The following is a 20,578-nucleotide window of genomic DNA, read 5'->3' as shown; positions in this document are numbered from 1 at the left end:
GACAATCAGCCGTGCAAATGCGCGAGGATCGCCTGATTTGCCTCCCACCCGTCGGGGAATTTGACCGGCACATTGAGGTGCACCGGCTCGGTCGAGGGGTGCGCGTCGAGCAGGTCGGCGATGCCGTCGCGGGCCACCACCACGCACGCGTGCCGGTGCCGCGAGGTGAGCACGCACAAGCGCCCCGACTCGAGGTGGAAGGCGGTCGCGTCGCGCCGCCCGGAGAGCGGGTGGAGCACGACGGTCAGGTCGTATTCGCGGCCCTGCAGACGGTTGGCCGTGTCGACGGTGACGCCCGCGGCCTCGGGCGGGAGCAGGGAGCGGATCGCCGCCACCTGGTCGCGGTGGGCGGCGCCGATGGCGATCCGGTCGGCGGTCAGCCGGCCCTCGCCCGACTCGGACAGCGTGGCGCCCTCCCGCCGCAAGGCCCGCGCGGCCAGGCCGGCGCACGCGGCGGCCGCCTCGGCGTCGGTGCGGATCGTGAAGCGGGCGGGCAACTCGTGCAGCCCCCAGCCGGTCGCCGCGGCGCGGTCGAGCGCCTCGTCGAGCGCCGCGTCGGCCCCGGGCGAGGCGGGCCGGCCGAAGGTCAGCACCCGGTCGCCCGGCCCGGTGCCCGACCGGAACCCGGTGAACGGATAGAACGCCTCGGCGACGACCGGGGCGGCCGAGTGGGGCAGCCGCCACGAGACCGGCAACCGGTGCACCGGCAGGTCGGGGTTGTGCCGCAGGAGGACGGCGACCGCGCTCTGCATCGGATCCCACGACAGACCGATCCAGCGGTCGACGTCGACCGTCGAGAACGGGTCGAGCTGGCCCGGGTCGCCCACGAACAGCGCGCGCTCGAAGCGGGGCGCGACGCGCAGCAGGGCGTCGGACCGCATCTGGTAGGCCTCGTCGACGATCGCCCACGGCCAGGTGCCGTCGGTGACGGTCGCCCATTTGGCGGCCGTGCCGATGGTGACCGCGGGCGTCCGCAGGTCGGCGACCTTGGCCGCCACCCGGCAGGCCGGGTGGGCGCGCACCCGCTCGGACGGCTCGTAGTCGACCGCTGACAGGCGGCCCACCGCGATCTGCGGCGAGCGGGCGCCGAGCCGCTCGATGAGGTCGTCGACCTGCTCGTTGGTCTGGGCGACGATCATCATCGGCTCACCCGCCGCGGCCAGGACGCCGGCCGCCCGCACCACCAGCGTCGACTTGCCGGCACCGGGTGGCGAGTCGACCACCACCCCGCGGTGGTCGCCGATGCGCAGGTCGCGCAGCACGGCGTCGACGACCCGCGCGGCCTCGGTGGACGGGCTGACGACCTGGTTCGCGATCACCGGGGCACCGTAGCGCGGAGATCCGGCCGAACCGGGGGACAGGTCCCGTTTCGTGGGTGAGTTCGCGCGTGGTGACGGCGTACACCGGAAAGCTGGATCGCCCTGGCTGACCGGCGGATTGTTATCCGGTGCCGGAGGCGCCGGTCCTGATTGGTCGGAGGTAATCGACTCGAGCGAGGAGCGTGGCGACGATGCCAGGGGTGATCTCGCTAGGTGGCAACGAGCGATGGTTGGCGACCGGGTGGCTGTTCTGCTGGGTGGTCGGCTTTCTCGCGATGAACGTGGAACAGCAGCAGTTGGCGGCCGACATCGATCACGTGCGGGCGGGCGACTCGGGTCTGCTCGAACTGGGGGTGTTCGGTCCGGAGGCCGATCGGGAGATGCGCGCGTTGCTCCGCAACCGCCTCGTCCCGGCGGCCGAGCAACGCTTCCCGGCGTCCATGCGCGGTCGCGCGACGGCGTTGAAATTGCTTCGAGAGTTGGCCCGGCTGGCCACAAAGTCTCATGTAGATGGACGATCGGCCGACGGGAAGGCCCGAACGGCCCCGGTGACAAGCCGGGCAAAACACCCCACCCGGACGGCCGCGGTGAGGTTGTGACGGAAATCCGACATGTGTCTGGTCAGCTGTCGTCTAGCGGGTCCGGGTGGTGCGCAATCCGGCTAGGGCGGCCGGCGCCGCGATACCTCCAAAGACGATCTTTGGGGCTGGTTCGGGCGGGGCTCGGCGGAACTCCTTTTCGTGCAGGTGAGGGGATAGTTGATCGTCACTGTGAGTCGATGTTTGCGCCTTGGACATCACTCCGAAATATCCCCCTGATTGACTATGGCCTTAGGCCGAATAGCGAAGCCGACATGCAACTTGCACGTGCGGTTCGCCGTGCAAGTTGCATGTTTCGCAGCCTCGCGACCTGCTGCTCCATCGTCGTGGCAACGTTTCGGACGTCGCGCAAGATTTCATTCATCGGCGTTTCTGGGATGGCCGAAGTCAACTCTTCCAGTCGATCACCGGAAGTGGAACTCTTCTAGCCAGCAGTAGCGCCAGCGACACGGACGGTGGTGGTATGTATGCGCCCAGACGTTCTGGTCGGTCCTAGCGAATGGGTGGTCGAGCAATTCGGCGAGAAGATCGCCGGTGAGCTCTGGACCCGGGTCCCCGAAGCGTTGAGCACCGCGATAGACCGTGAGGTCAACGCGCACCCCGCAATGACGCAGACCATGGAACGAGTACTCGCGAATCCGCGATGGTCGCTTCCTTATGAGGAGCTGGTGCTGTTCCTGGGCACCCTTCCCGGTGCCGAAATCATTACTGTGCCGAAGTCCGTCTACCAGCTCGTCGTCATCAACGGGCACGTCGTCGTCCCGTGGTGCTACGGCCAGACCGCGCGTGTGTCCATGCGCGACGTCGAGGTCGGCCGCTCGTTCGGCCGGCTCGCCCGCGAACTCCTGCGCCGCTTCGGCCCTCCATGGCGCCGGTCGCAGGCCGAATCCCCCCTGCCGCTCGACGCCGTCGACGAGCGTGAGGTCGCCAAGATCTGCGCGGCCATCGCCAAGATCGAGCCCAAGCCCGAGGTGGTCATCGCCGGCTTTGCGGGCGCGCCCAACCTGGGCCTCCTGCGAGCCTGCCTGGGCGAGATCAAGTCCACCGACAACGGTGCCCTCAACTGGAGCCACCTCGACGACCTTCCCCTGCCGCCCCCGGTCATCCCGCGGCCGCGGCGCATGCAGTTCCCCTGACCGCCCGCCGACGCTCAGCCACCCCGCGTCCGTTCAACCGAACGGCCGCGGGGTGGATCATGTTCGTGTGAAGGACGCGAAGGCCTGGGTCGACGGCGACGGAACAGGCCCACGGCCGCCACCAGCCGCAACCACGGCCAGGCGACCGCGGTGGCGGCGAAGTGGATCCGCGCGTCCACGCCGGTCCCGGCGGCGGATCGCCGCGATCCCGGAGCCGGCCAGGCCGCCGACGCTCCAGAAGCCGTGAAAGCGGGACATCACCGAGCGGCCGTACCGCTCCTCGACGGGCACCGGGTGGGCGTTCATGGCGGTATCGGCGACGCCGGCCGCGCCGCCGTAGAGGTGGGCGGCGCGGACCAGCGCGCGGAGGTCGTACCGATGCACCAGCCGGCCGGGCACGGCGAAAGGAGTCGGCCACGACGGGCACCGTAGCCGCGCGTTGCCCTGTCGTCGGCCTGGTGCCCACCGGCTATGCGACGTAGCGGGGATCGCGATCGCCGGAATAGACCACCGTGATGGTCAGACGGGCCGGCTCGGTGCCGGGGTTCGCGTACCCATGGGGTCGATCTCCCCGCATCCGCAGCGCATCGTCCGCGCCCAGCTCGAACCGGCTCCCGCCGACGTCGACCACCAGCCGCCCGGCGTGCAGCAACAACAGTTCGCGCGTCCCGGTCGGGTGCCCGTCCGAGCGGATGTCGTCGCCGGCCGCGATGGTGAAGTCCCACAGCTCGATGAACGGGGCCTGCCCGTCGTTGACGAGCAGCCGCGCGTCGCTCGCCCGGCCGGCTCGCCGCACCGGCACCGCCGACCCGCGGACGACCTCGCCGAGATCGGGGGCCGGGGAGACCAGTTCGCCGATCGGCACGCCGAGCGTCGCCGAGATCCGGGCCAGCGTGGCGATGCTGGGGTTGGTCCGGCCTGTCTCGATCTGCTGCAGCATGTTGCGGCTGACGCGGGACCGTTCGGCGACGTCCTCCAGGCGCCAGGCGCGCGCGAGCCGGGCCGCTCGGAGGTTCGCGGCCAGCGTCCGGCCGACCGCTTCGGCGGGATCGGAACCATCATACTGTGTGAGTGGCACAACATAGTGTACGTCGGCTTGTCGTCGCAGGGTTCGTCGACTATCTCGGCGGGGGCCTGTTTCTGGCCTTTTCGGCCGTCTATTTCACCGGTGTCGTCGGGCTCTCCACCGCGCTGGTCGGCGTCGGCCTCGGCGTGGCGGGCCTCGCCGCGATGGTCGCGGCCGTACCGATCGGGACGGCCGCGGACCGGATCGGGGTCCGGCGCACCCTGGTCGTCCTGCACCTCGGCCGGGCCGCCGGAACCGTCGGGTACGCGCTGGTCACCGGCTGGTGGGGCGCTCTCGGCGCGATGATCGTGGTGACCGTCGCCGACCAGGGTGTGGCCGCGCTGACCCAGGCGTTCGTGGCCGAGCTGACCGGCGGCGTACGCCGGGTCCGGGTGCTGGCGGCCTATCGGACGGCGGTCAACCTCGCGATCAGCATCGGCAGCCCGCTGGGCGGTCTCGCCGTCGGCCTGCACAGCGCCCGCGCGTTCCGCGGCGTGCTGCTGATCGCAGCCGCCGCGTACGTGCTGGTAGCGATTCTGATCGCCCGCATCCCGCGGGAGCGGCATCCGCCGGTCGCGCGTCGCCGGATCACCGCGTTCCGGGACCGGCGGCTGCTCCGGCTGGCCTCGATCGACACGGTGCTGCAGCTCTGGACGCCGGTGCTCAACCTGGGCTTCCCGCTTTGGCTAGACACCCACACCGACGCCGGCCGCGGCTGGATCGGCGTGCTCTACGCGATCGCCACCGCGCTGTGCGTCGTCCTGCAGATGCCGGTCACCCGCCTGACCGTCACTGTGCGCACCGCCCGGTCCGGCCAGATGGTCGCAGGCGCTCTGCTGGCGCTCGCGTGCGCGGCCTTCGCGGCGACCGCGCATACTCACGGCGGCCTGACGATCACGGTGCTCGCGCTGGCCGTTGTGCTGCTCACCGGCGGCGAACTGATCGCGATCGCCGCCGCCTGGACGCTGTCCTACTCGATCGCCCCGGCCGAACACCGCGCCGAATACCTGTCGGCCTTCGCGATGGGCCGGTCGGTGGCCCGCTACGTGCTCGGCCCGATCCTGGTGACCGGCCTGCTCGCGACGGCGGGCGCCGGGATGTGGGCGGTGCTGGCCGGGCTGTTCGCGCTCGCTGCGGTCCTCACCCCATTCGCCATCAGGCCCGCTCAGCAGTAAGTTGTGCCGCATGAGCTGACGGTGGCGGACTGTGCTCAGCCGTCGCGCAGGTCGAGGGCATAGAACAGCTTGTCGTAGCGGCGGCTGCCCACGGCGACGAAGCGCGGCAGCCGGCCGTAACGGCGGAAGCCGAGCGACTCGTAGAGCGCGACCGCCCGGGTGTTGTCGGCGCGCAGGTCGAGGGTCAGCACCTCGACGTCGGCGGCCCGGGCGGCGGCGATCAGCACGGTCATCAGGCGGCGACCCAGGCCTCGCCCCTGTGCGGACGCGGCCACGGCCACCTTCTCCACGTCGGCGTGCGGCCGGTGCGTCGGGCGGGCGTAGCGGAGCCAGTAGGCGAGACCGCACAGACGGCCGTCGTCGGTGGCCACGGCCAGGGCCGAGTCGCCGGGCGGGGCGGTCCACACCGTACGGAGCAGCGCGGTCACCTCGGCCGCGGCGGGCGGGTCGACCCAGCCCAGCGCGGCGCCCGCGGTGACCAGGTCGGCCAGGAGGGTGGCGGCGTCGGCGAGTTCCGGGGCGGTCAGACCCTCCGGGCCGACCGGATGAACGTGCACCCGGGCGAGCGTAGACGGCACAATGCCAGCCGATGGAACCCATGCGGCACGGCTACAGCCACGACACCCGCGGCGACGGCGTGACGGTGGTGAAGCGGTACGCCGGGCCGGACGCCGACCTGCGCCGCCGGACCGAGCGGGCGGCGCTGAGCGCCCTGGTGGAGTTGCTGCCGGTGCCCCGCGTGCGAGGCGCTACTGCGCCGGCAGGCGACCTGATGATGGGGCACGTGGCCGGGGCGCACGGGCAGGATCTGATCGACGAGGGGCACGCGGCCGAGGTGCTGTGGTCGTGCGGGGTGATGCTGCGCCGGATCCAAGGGGTCGATCCGGCGGTCGTCTTTCCCGGTGCGGGGCCCGGGCTCGTTCTGGTGCACGGGGACTACGGGCCCAACAACATGCTGTTCGACCCCCGGACGTTCGCGGTCACGGCGGTGCTCGACTGGGAATGGGCGCACGCCGGGGATCCGGTGGACGATCTGGCCTGGTGCGAATGGATCGTGCGGATGCATCACCCGGGCGCAACGTGGGCCGTCGGGCGGCTCTTCGAGGGCTATGGGCGGCGGCCCGCGTGGGAGGAGCGGCAGCGGCGGTGGGTCGCGCGGTGCCGAGGGCTGATCCGGACGGTCCGGGACGACCGGGCGGCGGTCGAGCTCTGGACAGAGCGGCTGGCGCTGACCGAGTCGTGGCGGGAGTGAGCGTCACCGCCGGAGTGGGGCGTCACCGCTGGGCGGCCGGGGCGAGCAGGGCCTCGACCAGGGCGCGGAGGGTGTCGCGGTCGCCGTCGGCGGTCGGCTCGTATTCGGTGAGGCCCAGGCCGGCCAGGGTGAAGCGGTCGGTGAGGGAGCGTACGGCCGTGGCCAGCGCGGCCGGGGAGACGCCGCCCGGCTCGGGGCAGCCGACCGAGGAGAAGGCCGACGGGTCGAGGACGTCCAGGTCGATGTGGATGTAGACGGCCCGCGCGCCCGACGCCGCGACCACCGAGGGCAGGTCCGCCAGTTCGTCCGGCGGGACCAGGGCGATGTCGTGTTCGGCGACGTACTGCTTCTCGGGCGGGTCGAGCGCCCGGACCCCGGCCAGCACCACCTGCGACGGCCGCAACGTGGCCCGCGGGGTGAGCGGGCCCTCGCCGCCGAGCAGGGTGCGCAGCACCATGCCGTGGAAGGCGCCGGACGCCGACGACGAGGAGGTGTTGAGGTCGCCGTGGGCGTCGAACCAGACCACGGCCAGGCCGTCGCCGTGCGCGGCCAGCGCCGCCTCGATCGGGCCCAGTTCGACGCCGCAGTCGCCGCCGACGGTGACCGTGCGGTCGTCGAAGCCGGCGGCCCGGACGGCTTCCAGGTTGGCCGCCAGGTCGTCGGTGATCGGCACGCGGACGCGGCGGTCGCCCGGGATCATCGCGGCGAGGTCGGCCGCGCCGGCCGCGAGCCGGCGGCTGGTCGGTGAGCCCGAGCCCTGCCACTGGCCGACCTCGAGGACCGTGCGCCGCGGCGGCGCCACGATGCCCAGCTCCTCGATGCGCTGCCAGACCGGGCGCATCGCCGCCGAGGGCTCACGCGCGAAGATGCTGCCCCGGATGCGTACGAACACGCAGTTGCCGACCCGCTCGAGTACGGCCTGCCGGCGCATGTCGCTCTCCCACCGCTCCGGGCCGTGGTAGGAGTCGCCGTCGCACTCGATGGCCAGCCGGCGGCCGTCGGGGGCGTTGAGCACGAAGTCGATGCGGTAGGCGCCGATCCGGAATTGGGGGATCGGCCGGTAGCCCCGCGCGGTGAGCCGCCGCAGCACGTCCCGCTCGAAGTCGGACTCGCACCTGGCCGACAGGTCGGAGATGTCCGGGTCGGCGACGGTGTAGTTGGCCAGGTAGCTCAGCAGCAGGGACCGCGCGTCGTCGACCGGCAGGGACCGGGCGCGCACCGAGTGGAAGACCCAGAGCTGGTCGCGGGCGCGGGAGGCGGCCACGTTGATGCGCCGGTGGTATTCGCGGCGGGTGAAGGCGGCGACCTTCGGGTCGTTGTCGGAGACGACCATCGACACGAGTACGACGTCGCGTTCGTCGCCCTGGAAAGTGTAGGCGTCGCCGACCCGCAGGCGCCTTGCCTGGATCTCGTCCTCGCCGATCTCCTCGCGCAGCCGCGACAGCAGGTAACCGGCCTGGCCGCTGGTGCTGAGCAGGCTGATCACGCCCAGGGTCTTGCCGCGGTAGGACGGGTCGGCGACGATCCGGACCACCTGGTCGACGAGCGCCGAGGCCTCGGCCAGGTTCACGTCGCCGAAGCCGGCCAGCGGCTGCCGCACGCCGTCGGCCAGGAAGACCGTGCGCAGCGGCGGCACCGACGGCCGGTCGGCCCGCAGCGGCATGATCTTGCCGTCGTAGTAGTGGCGGGACGAGAACTCGATGATCGGCGGTACGCAGCGGAAGTGCTCGGTGAGCAGGATGCGTTCCGGCGACCTCCGCACGGCGTGGTCGTAGAGCGACGACTCGGGGTCGAAGTGCTCGGCCGACGGCACGTCGTCGAGGTGACTGTGGATGAGGCCGCTGACCGTGCCGACGAAGCCCAGCTGGGGGCCGATCTGCTGGTCGTCGCCGACCACGACGGCGCGTTCGGCGAGTGAGAGCACGGGCAGGGCGAACAGGTCGGCCTGCGACGCCTCGTCGACGATCACCACGTCGAAGCGGGCGCCCCCGGCGAACTGCTCGATCGCCCGGTCGACCGACATGACCCAGACCGGCACGGCCTCGACCGCCGACTCCATGGCCCGCTGGGCGTGCGCCTGCCAGGCCGCCGCGTTGCGACCGGTGCCCTTGCCGATCTTGCGAAGTGCGGTCGTCCAGTCGGCCAGCGCGGCGCGCCGGCGGTCGTCGAGGGCGCGCGAGACCTCGAGCCAGGCCGAGGCGACGACCAGTTCGCCGGTGCGGCGCCGGATCTTGTCGCGGGCCGACTCGACGCGCTTGGACAGCACGGCCGGGTCGACGCGGCCGATCACGTCGTCGAACCAGGTCTGGGCGCGCCGCCACGTCCACGCGTCGAGGCAGGCGCGGCCGGAGACCTCCGGGACCCGCCCGGCGTCGATCATCTCGGCCCAGGCCGGTGCGGCCGCGGCCACTCTCGCCCGAAGCTCCTCGCAACGGTCGGCTTGCGGTCGGAGCGCGGCCAACCCGCGTACATCCGCAAGCGTCTCGTCCCACCCGGCGAGAGAAAGCCATGCCTGCCCGAGCCGCGGCCACGCGGCGAGGCGTTTCCTCCCCGCCCGCTCCGCGGCGGCCAGCTCATCGAGATCAAAGATCGCGGGCGCCGCGGCGAGCAGGTCGGCGACGCGGCTCAGGGCCGCCGGGTCAAGATCAAGATCAAATTGCGGTACGCACGAAGCCAGCCTCGCGGCGAGCAGCGGCCAATGCCGTACGTCCCAGTCGAGCGACTGCCTCGCGTCGGCGAGAAGCGCGCCGGCCCAGATCTCCGGATCTTGAGTCTCCGGGGCCGGCACCTGCAACCGGGTGATCCACTCCGACCAGTGGGCGCCCAGGCGTCGCCGGGTCTGCCGGCGGCGCAGCCAGGCGATGACCACGTCGACGTCCTCGGCGGTGCGCAGCGGCTCGCCGTCCACGTTGATCTCGTCGGCCAGCCGGAACAGGGCCGCCTGCAGCAGGCGGCTCAGCCCACGGCCGGCCGCGAAGCGCTGCCGCACCTCGGCCAGCTGACCGAGCAGGCGTTTCGGTTCGGCGGCGAGGGCCGGCGGGACGTCGACCCGGTGGCCGGCCAGGGTGCGGGTGAGGGCGGCCAGCTCGGCCAGGAGCGACTCGGTGGCCGTGACGTGATCGGCCCAGACCGCGGCCCAGTGCGGATCGGTGAGCAGGCGGCCGAGCCGGTCGGTCCACGAGCCCTCGCGGCGACGCAACCAGCCCAGGGCGTCGCCGAGATCGGTCCGCAGCTGGGTCAGGCCGTCGGGCCCGGCCGCCCGGACGGCGTCGGAGTCGAGGCCCTCCCGGTTGAGCCGCTCCTGTTCGCGGGCCAGTTCGGCCCGGCGTTCGCGGTCGGCGGTGATCGTCGCCGCGTCCGGCAGGCCGGCAATGTCGGGAAGGACGGCCCGGGCCCTCGCCCGGGACGCGGGCGGAACGGTTGCGGCGAGGTGGAGAAGCTCCGCGAACTCGGCCTCGTCGAGGGGTGGCGGCACGACGATCGGGTCGGGGATGCCGCCGTGCGCGGCCGCACGCTCCCGCAGCCAGACCCCGACCTCGACCGGGGTCAGGTCGGCGCCGTCGAGCCGGTAGGTGACCGCCTCGCTCTCGGCGATCGCCCGCAGGCCGCCGATCGAGGCCGCCAGCTCGCGCTCGGCCTCCTCGAGCAGCCCGGTCAGGCGCTCGACCCGGCGGCCCTCGGCGTCGCGGTCGAGGGTGGCGGCCCGGTCGGACAGCTCCCGGGCGGCCAGCTGCAACTGCACCAGCTGATCGGTGGTGCGGCCGAGCACGGCCAGGCACAGCGGCTGGATCTCTTCCGGCAGGCCGTCGCGCAGCACCCGCAGCGGGTCTTCCTTCTGTGCCACGACCAGCACCCGCTTGCCGTTGGCCATCAGGTGACAGATCAGGTTGCGGATGGTGTGGGTCTTGCCGGTGCCGGGCGGGCCCTGAACGGCCACGTTGCGGTGGTGGGCCAGGCGCCGGGCGATCGACTCCTGGGCCTCGTTGGTCGGCAGCGGCATGAGCAGCCGCTCGCCGACCCGCGTCCACTCCTCCGGGCGGTCGTCGGGCATGTGCAGCTTGCTCGGTTCGTGGGCGACGATCGCACTCAGGGCGCCGACGCTCGACGTGTCGCCGGCCAGCAGGCGGTCGCGCAGGCTCTCCAGGAAGCCGCGCAGCAGCCGCTGCTTGGGCCGGGCGAACAGCACCCCGGTGTCCTTGATGTGCGGCGTGGTCAGCTCGGCATCGGCGCCGGCGACGATGCGGTCGTAACCGAGGCGGCCGAGCGCCCGCTCGAACAGCTCCCGGCGGTCGAGGTCGTTGAAGAGGTCGACCTCGAGCGTGCCGGCCGGACCGGCCAGCGCCAGGAGCTGGGTGAGGTAACGCTCGTCGAGCCCGTTGAGCGCGTCGGTCTGCAGCCGGGACGGCCCGGCCGGCGAGACGGTGACGAGCGAGCGGTCCGGTTCGTACTCGATCAGGACCGGGGTCGCGACCAGCGGGTAACGCACGCGCTGCCCGTTGATCGTCGTCTCGAGGATGCCGTGGCCCCAGACCAGCTCGGTGGTCGCGGTGGCCATGTCGAGCTGGTGCATCAGGTCGAACAGCTGCCGGTGCAGCGTGCGCGTCTTCTCGGCCTCGGCGGTCGCCAGCGCCCACGGCCGCCACGCCTGCTCCCGCCAGACCGCGAAGTCGTCCGGCGCCGGCTCGGTGTCTTCGGTGGCCTCGGGTTCGCGGCTCGCCGTCACGCCCTCGCGGAGGCGGCGGCGCAGCTCGGCCGGCACCGGCACCGGCGGCGGCCGGTCGGGCAGGCCGACCCGCAGCCAGGACGTCCCGTCGGTGCCCGGCCCGGCCTGGCAGTCGGGGTGGTCGGGCAGGTCGGCGAGCCAGTGCGCGTCGGCCGGGACGGTCCGCGCGGGCCGCTCCATCTGCGCGCGCACCGCGAGCAGGTAGTCGGCCACCGCGACGGCCCGGTCCCGGATCGTCGTGGGTGACTCCAGCTGCTCGGACATCCTCCGAATTCTAGGACACCCGTACTACGCTTCCGCGTGTTCGGGGTGTTCGATGCGGGCCTTCAAGCCGCAATACTTCGCCAGCAGGGTGACCAGGGCCGGCCCGTCGATCAGCTCGAGCGGGCGACCGGCGACCGCCTCGTAGGCCTGAGGGTCGACGCCGCCGAGCGCTACCAGGATGCCTTTCGTCGCGCCGGCCGCGACCACCGCGCCGGCCAGCGAGTGGGCCGCCGCCGCGCCCGCCGAGTCGCCGCGGGTGGCATAGACCACGACCGGGCCGCCGAAGACCGGCCGCGGGTCGGTGGCCAGCCAGCGGGCGCCCTGCCCGGTGCGGGTGGGGGCGCCGATCTGCAGGCCCATCACGCTGAAGAGTTCGGCCAGGGTCTGCTCCCAGGCGTCCTCGCCCATGGTGACCAGGTTGGGGCGCTCGTCGATCTCGGCCAGGACGTTGAACTCCTCGGTGCCACCTCCCTCGAGATCAGCCCGGTCGGCGGCACGGTCGAAATCGATCACCGGCTGCACCCCGTTCAGTTCGTCCGGCGTGGCCGAGAGCACGCCCTGGAGATAGGTGAGGCAGGCCACCGGGTCGACCCGGCGCAGCTTGATCGCGGCGAACGTGTCCCGGTCGGTCTTCAGCGAGACCAGGCAGGGGCGCACGAACCGGCCCGTCCGCCGGTCGATGGTGTCGACGATGCCGTTGAACGAGATCTGGTGAACGAGGGCGCCCCGGTCCGCCTCGACGATCTCGTGGACCGTGCGCAGGGTCACCTGGGCGATGATCTCGACGTACCGGCGGCGGATCTCGGCCTGGTCGCGGGGGATCGCCGCCAGGTCGTCGCGGACCCGGTCGTAGCGGTATTCCTTCACCACCGGGATCACCTCGATCGGCGGCAGGTGGTACTCGATCAGCAGATGCCGCTGTTTCGGCAGGTAAGCCAGGCGGAAGTGCTGCGGGAAGTTGTCGGGGTAGACCGAGTTGCCGAGCACCATCGCGAAGTATTCGACCACCGACGCCGGGTCGGCGCTCGCCACCGCCGAGGCGAAACGGTCCACCTCGGCGTTGTAGGCCACGAGCTTCGCCTCGTACTTGCGCTTGCTCTCGTCGTACGCCCGGCGCCGGGCCGCCAATCGGCGGCGGCGCGTCTGTTCGCCCTCGGACCACCGGGCCCGCGCGTCCTCGTAGTTGCGCCGGGCCCCGGCCGTCTGCTGCTGGTAGAGGCGGTCGCCGAGGATCTTGCCGACGCCGCGCGGCTGCGGCGGCAGGTAGCGGTCCCACACCGGCTCGGGCACGGGCCGGCCCAGCGGCCCCGGGTCGAACGGCGGCACCGCGATCGGCTTCTTCAGCGTCTGCAGGTCGATGTGGTCGTCGACGTCCAGCGTGGAGAGCAGCAGCGTGTCGAGGTCGGCGAGCCGGGCCCGCACGTCGGCGTTGGCCGCCGCCGCGTCGGCCGTGCGCGCCTCGCTGTAGAGCCGGCGCTGCTCACGCTGCCGTTCGGCGTCTGAGGCGGCCTGCTGCGCGGCGGCGATGGCCAGGTCGGCGTTGCGCCGGATCAGGTCGCGCTGCTGTGCGGCGGCCGTGTTGGCCCGCTGCGCCTCGGCCGTCTGGGTGGCGTGCACGCGCTGCATGTCTCGGATGATGCCCATGGACCAGTCCTCGCGTCGGGGTCTCTTCGCCACGATAGCCAGCGCTACGCATGGTCCTTTCGCGACCGCGCAGTGTGCATGTCGAACGTGCTAACGGGGTAGGAGTCGCACTAGGTTCCACGTTCAATACTGGCAGTAACTGTCCGTCATGGATAAGACGGTAGTAGGAAGTGAGATATACGGAGCGCAGTGGTCATCCGATCGGTTGATTCCCTACTCTGATCGGGCGAGAAGCTGCAGTTCCGGGGTTTGTGGGGCGCGCCGCCAAAACATTGACGCGGACGTGCACTGTTATCGCGGCCTTGTGACGGGTCGTAATAGTTCAGGAACTAACGCGGGTCGAGGAGAGAAGGCGAACCTGATGGCGGCACCGGAGGAGCGGCACCCCGTGCCGCCCACACTTCCGGAGCCCCGTAGTCCGATAGAGGACAGGACCCCGATCGAGGATCGCGGTCCGGCCTGGTTCTCCTACACCGCGACCGGTGATCACATCGTGTGGTCGGCGCCGCTGCGCGCGATGCTCGGTCAGCCGCCCGTCCAGCACGAGGTCAGCCGGCAGGTCCTCGCCCGCTACGTGCACCGCGACGACCACGCGCGGGCGCTCGGCGCGATCACCCGCACGTGGACCAGTCGCGGCCCGGTGCGGGTCACCGTGCGGTTGCTGCGCACCGACGGCAGCTGGTTCGACGTCGACTGCCGGCTCGAACCGGTCAAGAGCCCGGACGGCACGGTCCGCGGCATCCGTGGCACCGTCGCCGACGTCTCGGCCCGCGAGCGTGCCCGCCGCGAGGTCGCCCGGCTGGCCCGCCGAGGGGAAACCGTGCAGTCGTCCATCGTCGACCCGGACCCGGCGACCGGCCTGCTCACCCGCGCCCGCTTCGCGGACGAGGTCGATCGGGCCCTGCGGCTCGGCGGCGGCGCGGTGCTGGTCATCCGCATCCAGCCGGACCGCGTCGCGGAGGACGGCGAGGGCGTACGCCCGGAGCTGAACGCCGACCTGCTGCACCGGGCCGCCCGGGTCCTCGAGGGCCTGGCCCAGGCCGACGCGCTGCTCGGCCGGGTCGGCCCCAACGAGATCGCGCTGCTGCTGGCCGGCGACTCCTGGACGATGGCCCGCCGGCAGGCCGAACTGCTGGTCGAGGCGCTGCGCTCGCAGACGTTCGTGCTGCCCGAGACGTGGCTGCGGGCCCGGGCCTGGGGCGGGCTGGTGCGCTTCCGGGCCGACGCCGAGGCGACCAGCCACGACCTGCTGATCGACGCCGAGCAGGCGTGGCGGCAGTCCCGCGAGGCCGACCGGGCGCTCACGACGGTGGCCCATCCGATCGCGGTGCGTGACCGGCAGGGCCGCTACCGCAGCCGGGTCGCCGACGCGCTCGGCACCGACCGGTTCACGCTCTACGCCCAGCCGATCCTCGAGCTGCAGTCCAACCGGGTGACCCGGCACGAGTTACTGCTGCGCGTGCTCGACGAGGCGGACGGGCCGCAGTCGCCGATCCAGGTGCTCGACATCGCGGAGCGGCTCGACGCGGTCTTCGACATCGACCTGTGGGTGGTCGAGCGGGCCATGCAACTGGCCGCCGACGACCCCGAGAGCAACCTGCAGATCAACCTGTCCGGCCGCTCGGTCGGCGACCCGAGGCTCACCGGCGAGGTCGAGCGGCTGATCAAGCAGTACACGGTGACACCGGAACGGCTGACTTTCGAGATCACCGAGACCGCCCTGATCGGCAACCTGAGCGAGGCGCGGCGCTTCGCCGACCGCATCCGCGACCTGGGATGTGAGCTGGCGCTCGACGACTTCGGGTCGGGCTACGCGTCGTTCCGCTACCTGCGTCTGTTCCCGATCGACCTGGTCAAGATCGACGGCGAATACATAGTCGACCTGGTAGACAACCCCCAGGACCAGGTCCTGGTCCGCGCCATGGTCCAGGTCTGCCAGGCCTACGGCATCCACACGGTAGCCGAGTTCGTCCAGGACGAGCCCACCCTCCGCCTACTGCGCGAACTAGGCGTCGACTACGTCCAGGGCTACTTAATAGGCCGCCCTTCCCCCCTAGAGCCCCGACGCCTGAGCACGCCGTAACGCCGTCGCCTTTGACTTTGTGATCGCCCCGCTTGTGTCATCGCAGCTGGTTTTCTGACGCCCGTGCTCTTTGCGGGCGTCAGAAAACCATCTCCGATGACACAAGCCCCAAAGGGGCGATCATCCGCGAAGCGAAGCGAAGCCAGCTAGTAGAGCCAGCTGGCCCAGCGCCGGGCCCGGCCGAGGCCCCCCAGCCGTCCGGTCCCGACGCCGAACCGGCCGAAGCGTACTCTCGCCGTGCTCCCTCGTCGATCGACGGACCCCGTTGCATTCTGCGTCCTGGCCAGAGGATGGCCTCTTCGTGGCCACCCCAGCCTCGCGAAACCTTCCGGCGCCACTAACCTTCCTTCATGGACGAGCCTCGGTGGTTGACCGACGAGCAGCAGCAGATGTGGCGGCGTTTCGTCGAGGTTCTCATCCGGGTGCCGGCGGCGTTGGAGACTCAGTTGCAGCGCGACGCGGGCCTGACCCACATGGGTTATGTCGTGCTGTTGACGCTTTCCGAGGAGCCGGGCCGGCGGATGCCGATGAGTCGTCTGGCGCGCAGTGTCAGTTCCTCGTTGTCCCGGCTCTCGCACGTGGTGGCCCGGCTCGAGGGGCAGGGCTGGGTGCGGCGGGAGCGTAATCAGGAGGATGGCCGGGTGCAGATCGCCGTGCTGACCGATGAGGGGTACGCGAAGGTTGTCGAGACCGCTCCGGGGCATGTCGAGGCCGTCCAGCACCTGATTTTCGACCGGTTGACGCCGAGCCAGGTGAAGCAGATCGCGAAGGCGGCGGAGTCGATTCTCGACGGCCCGCTCTGAAAGTTTGCTACAAGGCCGTGAAAAACCCCGGCAACGCATCTACAGTCATGAATGCCGTGACTGTCTGCGTTCCCGGAGGCACCTGTGGTCGGCAAATTCCTCGCCCTCCTGCTCGCCGCGTCCCCCGTCTTCGTCCCGTCGCCGGCGGCGGCGCCCGCGAAAGCCACCCCGGTCTACCTCGACACCCATTACTCGTTCGAGGAACGGGCGGCCGACCTGGTGTCCCGGATGACGCTTCCGGAGAAGGTCCTCCAGCTGCACACCAACGACGCGCCGGCCATACCCCGGCTCGGCGTGCAGCGGCACACCTACTGGAACGAGGGCCAGCACGGCATCAACCGGCTCGGGGCGAACACCAACCCGGGGGACGTCACCGGCGGGGTGCACGCGACCAGCTTTCCGACCAACTTCGCCGCCACGATGTCCTGGGACCCGGCGCTGATCCAGCGTGAGACCACGGCGATCTCGGACGAGATCCGCGGGGAACTCGACCGGTCGCTGTGGGGGGTCGGGCAGAACAATCTCGGGCCGTCCCCCGACGACTACGGGTCACTGACCTACTGGGCGCCGACGGTCAACCTCGACCGGGACCCGCGGTGGGGGCGCACCGACGAGGCGTTCGGGGAAGACCCCTATCTGGTCGGGCGGATGGCCGGGGCGTTCGTCGAGGGCTACCAGGGGCGGGACCCTCGGTATCTGAAGGTGGCCGCGACCGCCAAGCACTTCGCGCTCAACAACGTCGAGGACACCCGCAACCGGACGTCGTCCGACACCACCGACGCGAACCTGCGCGACTACTACCTCAAGCAGTTCCAGAGCCTGATCGAGGACTCGCACGTCGCCGGGCTGATGACGTCGTACAACGCGATCAACGGGACGCCGTCGCCGGCCGACACGTACACGACCGACGCGATCGCCCGGCGGTCCTACGGGTTCGACGGCTACGTCACCTCGGACTGCGGGGCGGTCAGCGACGTCTGGAACCCGGGTAGTCACGAGTGGGCGCCGCCGGGGTGGACGACGTCGAATTCCGGCGGACGGACGGTCTGGACCCAGACGGCCACGGGCAAGCAGGTGCCGGGCGCGGCCGGCGGGCAGGCGTACGCGCTGAGGGCCGGAACCGACGTCAACTGCACCGGCGACGACGCGACGCTGAGCAATGTCCGGGCCGCGATCGAGGCCGGTGTGCTGAGCGAGGGGATCGTCGACCAGGCGCTCGTGCACCTCTTCACCGTTCGCATGCGGACCGGCGAGTTCGATCCCGCTTCCAAGGTCTCCTACACGAAGATCGGCAAAGACCAGATCGAAAGCCCGGCCCATCAGGCGCTGGCCCGGACCGTGGCCGACAACTCGATCGTGCTGCTGAAGAACGACGGTGCGTTGCTGCCCGTGGACCCGGCGAAAACGCACTCCGTGGTCGTCGTCGGCGATCTGGCCGGCGCAGTGACGCTCGGCGGTTACTCGGGCGACCCCATCCATCGGACCAGCCCGGTGCAGGGCATCACCGCGGCGCTTCCAGGCGCGGCCGTCACCTTCGACGCCTGCGGCACGTCGACGGTCGCGACCGGGGCGGCCTCCTGCTCGGCGGCGACCCAGGCGGCGATCAGGGCGGCCGACCTGGTCGTCGTGTTCGTCGGCACCGACGACCGGACCGCGGGGGAGGGCAACGACCGCGACAACCTGGCCATCCCCGGGAACTACCGCTCGCTGATCGACCAGGTGCACGCGCTGGGCAACCCGCGGACGGCGCTGGCCATGCAGACCGACGGGCCGATCGCCGTTGCGGACGTGCAGAACGATTTCCCGGCGATCGTCTTCAGCTCGTACAACGGCCAGGAGCAAGGCAATGCCCTGGCCGACGTGCTCCTCGGCCGGCAGAACCCGAGCGGGCATCTCGATTTCACCTGGTACCAGGACGACTCGCAGCTGCCCGCGATCGACAACTACGGTCTCAGCCCGGCCGACACCGGCGGCCTCGGGCGCACCTACCAATATTTCACCGGCTCGCCGACCTATCCCTTCGGCTACGGGCTCAGCTACACGTCGTTCCGTTTCTCCGCGCTCGCTGCGCCCTCCCGGGCGAGTGCCGACGGGACCGTCGACCTGGGCGTATCGGCGACCAACACGGGCAAGGTGGCGGGCGCGACAGTGGCCCAGGTCTATGTCAGTTCGCCGTCCGTCGCCGGTCGGCAACTGCCGATCAAACGGCTGGCCGGCTTTGCCAAGACCGCGGTGCTGCGGCCGGGACAGACCCAACGGCTCACCATTCCGGTCAAGGTCGGTGATCTGTCGTTCTGGGATGCCGCGCACCATCGCGATGTCGTCTACAACGGCGATTATCAATTCCAGGTCGGACCGGACTCCGCGCACATCGCCGCGCGTTCCTCCGTACGCATGACCGGAACCCTCACTCCCCGGGTGACCGATGTGACTGTGCAGCCGGGGCAGGTCGTCTATGCGCCCGGCGACCGGCTCGACCTGACCGGGGTCAACCCGTGGATCGGCGACGACACCGCTCAGGCCTCCTCGCACCAGGCCGCCGACCATGTGGTCGAGGCGGCCTTGTCGGATCACTCGTTCCTCGACCTTCGCCGCGCCCGGGTCACCTACCGCAGCAGCGACAACCGGGTGGCCACGGTCAGTACGGCCGGCGTCGCCACCGCTCGCAGCAACGGCATCGCCACGATCAGCGCCACCGTGAACGGCGTGACCGGCCGCGCCCCGATCGTCGTCCGATCCCCGTTCACCGTGTCGGCGCCGGCGCTCGTCGAGCCCGGCCACAGCTTCACGGTGACCACGTCGTTGCCGAACCCTCGCGGGGCGGCGACCTTGCGCGACGTCGTGTTCTCCCTGCCCTCGCCGGCCGGGTGGAGCGTGGTCGCCGCCTCGCCGGTTTCCTTCCCGACGGTCCGTCCCGGGCAGAACGTCTCGGCGACCTGGACGGTCACCGCTCCCACCGACGCACCGCCGGCCGAGGTCGACCTGGCCGCCTCGGTGACCTTCACCGACGACACCGGAAAGCACACGGTGAGCGGGAGCAGCCGGGTCTCGCTGCCCTACCCCGCACTGGCCGCGGCCTACAACAACGTCGGGATCAGCGACGACAGCAACCCGGCGGCGGGCAGCCTGGACGGCGGGGCGCTCAGCTACTCGGCCCAGGCGCTCGCGGCGGCCGGCCTCACCCCGGGAGCGCCGGTCACCCACGACGGAACCACGTTCACCTGGCCCTCGGTGGCCGCCGGCCAGCCCGACAACGTCGTCGCGAGCGGGCAGACGGTGGCGATCTCGGGGACCGGGCCGACGCTCGGCATCGTCGGGGCGGCCAACAACGGCACCGCGTCCGGCACCGGCACGATCACGTACGCCGACGGCAGCACCCAGCCGTTCGACCTCAGCTTCAGCGACTGGTGGGCCAACTCGGCGGCAGCGGGCAGCGACGTGCTGGCCTCGACGCCGTACCTGAACAGCGTCGGCGGCCGGAACGACCAGCAGGTCAGCATGTACTACGCGGCGATACCGCTCGACCAGACCAGGGCGGTCAAGTACGTCACGCTGCCCGATGTCAGCCGCGGGCCGGTCAGCGGGCTGGCCATGCACATCTTCGCGCTGGCGGTCAACCGGCCGCTGACCCTCACCGCTCCGCCTCTGGCGGCACCGGGCGACACGCTCACGGTGACGACCTCCCTGCCGAACGGGGCCGGGTCGCCGGCGCTGTCCGACGTGGCGGTCACGCTGCAGGCACCCCCGGGGTGGGCCGCGACGGCAAACACACCGTCGACCTTCCCCTCCCTGCCCGGCGGAACTCCGGCGACGACCACCTGGAAGGTTTCGGTGCCCTCCGACGCCGCACCCGGTGGCTACGCGCTGACCGCCGCCGCCGTCTTCACCGACGCCGGCGTCACCACACGGAGCACCGCCACCGGCCGGGTGTCGCTGCCGCACTCGTCGCTGGTGGCGGCCTTCGACAACACCGGGATCAGCGACGACAGCGACCAGGCCGCGGGGAGCCTGGACGGCGGCGGCTACAGCCTGTCGGCCCAGGCGCTGGCCGCGGCCGGGCTGACACCAGGCGCGGCATTCACCCATGACGGCATCGACTTCGTCTGGCCGTCCGGCCATCCGGACAACATCGTCGCCAACGGCCAGACCGTGCCGGTGTCCGGCTCCGGCACGCGGCTGGGCATCGTCGGCACCAGCACCTACGGCGACGCGGCCGGCACCGCCGTGATCACCTACACCGACGGGAGCACGCAGAAGTTCACCCTCGACCTGAACGACTGGTGGAACAACAACCCGACCGCAGGCGGCGACATCCTGGCGACGCTCCTGCAGGTCAACACGGCCAACGGCAGCATCGTCCAGAACGCAAGCATCTACGCCATGACCGTCCCCTTGACCACCGGCAAGACCGTCCGCTACCTGACCTTGCCGGCGATTTCCGACGGCGCGCACTCCGGCCGGTCAGCGCTGCACGTCTTCGCGGTACGCGTCGGGACCTGACCCCAGCCGGTCGC

Annotated in this window: 13 protein-coding genes; 7 read left to right on the top strand and 6 right to left on the bottom strand. The window is 71.4% G+C overall.

Going from position 1 to position 20,578, the window contains the following annotated elements; all coding sequences use genetic code 11:
* Positions 1–5 precede the first annotated feature (5 nt).
* A complete protein-coding gene (locus ACIA5C_RS18890) occupies positions 6–1,319 on the bottom strand; it encodes an AAA family ATPase (protein WP_396056199.1) in 1,314 nt (437 codons plus the stop codon).
* A gap of 200 nt (positions 1,320–1,519) precedes the next feature.
* Here ACIA5C_RS18890 and ACIA5C_RS18885 point away from each other — a divergent pair, with 200 nt between their 5' ends.
* Positions 1,520–1,918 carry a hypothetical protein gene (locus ACIA5C_RS18885; protein WP_396056197.1) on the top strand — a complete coding sequence of 133 codons (399 nt, stop codon included), beginning with the start codon at positions 1,520–1,522 and terminating at the stop codon, positions 1,916–1,918.
* A 467-nt stretch (positions 1,919–2,385) separates the two neighbouring features.
* Positions 2,386–3,054, top strand: a complete 669-nt coding sequence (locus tag ACIA5C_RS18880; RefSeq protein WP_396056195.1) for a hypothetical protein — start codon at positions 2,386–2,388, stop codon at positions 3,052–3,054.
* Between the two features lie 57 nt (positions 3,055–3,111).
* Here the strand turns inward: ACIA5C_RS18880 and ACIA5C_RS18875 are convergent, their stop codons facing one another.
* Together ACIA5C_RS18875 and ACIA5C_RS18870 are read right to left on the bottom strand one after the other, a co-directional pair.
* Positions 3,112–3,453, bottom strand: a complete 342-nt coding sequence (locus ACIA5C_RS18875) for a hypothetical protein (protein WP_396056193.1) — start codon at positions 3,451–3,453, stop codon at positions 3,112–3,114.
* Positions 3,454–3,523: 70 nt separating this feature from the next.
* Positions 3,524–4,132, bottom strand: a complete 609-nt coding sequence (locus ACIA5C_RS18870) for a helix-turn-helix domain-containing protein (protein ID WP_396056191.1) — start codon at positions 4,130–4,132, stop codon at positions 3,524–3,526.
* Here ACIA5C_RS18870 and ACIA5C_RS18865 point away from each other — a divergent pair.
* Positions 4,126–5,295 (top strand): MFS transporter, encoded by a 1,170-nt coding sequence (locus ACIA5C_RS18865; protein WP_396056189.1) that lies wholly within the window; start codon positions 4,126–4,128, stop codon positions 5,293–5,295. The two genes, ACIA5C_RS18870 and ACIA5C_RS18865, sit on opposite strands and share 7 nt — an antisense overlap.
* A 35-nt stretch (positions 5,296–5,330) precedes the next feature.
* Here ACIA5C_RS18865 and ACIA5C_RS18860 read toward each other — a convergent pair whose 3' ends face one another.
* The gene (locus ACIA5C_RS18860; RefSeq protein WP_396056187.1) at positions 5,331–5,852 is read right to left on the bottom strand and encodes a GNAT family N-acetyltransferase; all 522 of its coding nucleotides are present in this window, start codon (positions 5,850–5,852) and stop codon (positions 5,331–5,333) included.
* Between the two features lie 32 nt (positions 5,853–5,884).
* On the opposite strand from ACIA5C_RS18860, the gene ACIA5C_RS18855 reads away from it, so the two are divergent.
* Entirely contained in the window at positions 5,885–6,547 is a 663-nt protein-coding gene (locus tag ACIA5C_RS18855; RefSeq protein ID WP_396056185.1) for a phosphotransferase family protein, read from the top strand.
* A 22-nt stretch (positions 6,548–6,569) separates the two neighbouring features.
* Here the strand turns inward: ACIA5C_RS18855 and ACIA5C_RS18850 are convergent, their stop codons facing one another.
* Both ACIA5C_RS18850 and ACIA5C_RS18845 read right to left on the bottom strand, forming a co-directional pair.
* On the bottom strand, positions 6,570–11,534 hold the full coding sequence (locus tag ACIA5C_RS18850) for an arginase family protein (protein ID WP_396056183.1): 4,965 nt from the start codon (positions 11,532–11,534) through the stop codon (positions 6,570–6,572).
* 24 nt (positions 11,535–11,558) lie between these two features.
* Positions 11,559–13,178: a restriction endonuclease gene (locus ACIA5C_RS18845; RefSeq protein ID WP_396056181.1), complete on the bottom strand. Its 1,620-nt coding sequence runs from the start codon at positions 13,176–13,178 to the stop codon at positions 11,559–11,561.
* 361 nt (positions 13,179–13,539) lie between these two features.
* On the opposite strand from ACIA5C_RS18845, the gene ACIA5C_RS18840 reads away from it, so the two are divergent.
* From ACIA5C_RS18840 to ACIA5C_RS18830, 3 genes are all read left to right on the top strand, one after another.
* Positions 13,540–15,261, top strand: a complete 1,722-nt coding sequence (locus tag ACIA5C_RS18840) for an EAL domain-containing protein (protein WP_396056179.1) — start codon at positions 13,540–13,542, stop codon at positions 15,259–15,261.
* A 368-nt stretch (positions 15,262–15,629) separates the two neighbouring features.
* Entirely contained in the window at positions 15,630–16,064 is a 435-nt protein-coding gene (locus tag ACIA5C_RS18835) for a MarR family winged helix-turn-helix transcriptional regulator (RefSeq protein WP_396056177.1), read from the top strand.
* A gap of 84 nt (positions 16,065–16,148) precedes the next feature.
* On the top strand, positions 16,149–20,564 hold the full coding sequence (locus ACIA5C_RS18830; protein WP_396056175.1) for a glycoside hydrolase family 3 C-terminal domain-containing protein: 4,416 nt from the start codon (positions 16,149–16,151) through the stop codon (positions 20,562–20,564).
* Positions 20,565–20,578 lie beyond the last annotated feature (14 nt).

It is taken from the genome of Actinoplanes sp. NPDC051343 (assembly GCF_044455125.1).
Classification (GTDB): Bacteria; Actinomycetota; Actinomycetes; order Mycobacteriales; family Micromonosporaceae; genus Actinoplanes.
Note: the sequence above shows the minus strand (reverse complement) of the source record. Positions and strands in the feature narration are given on the sequence as shown.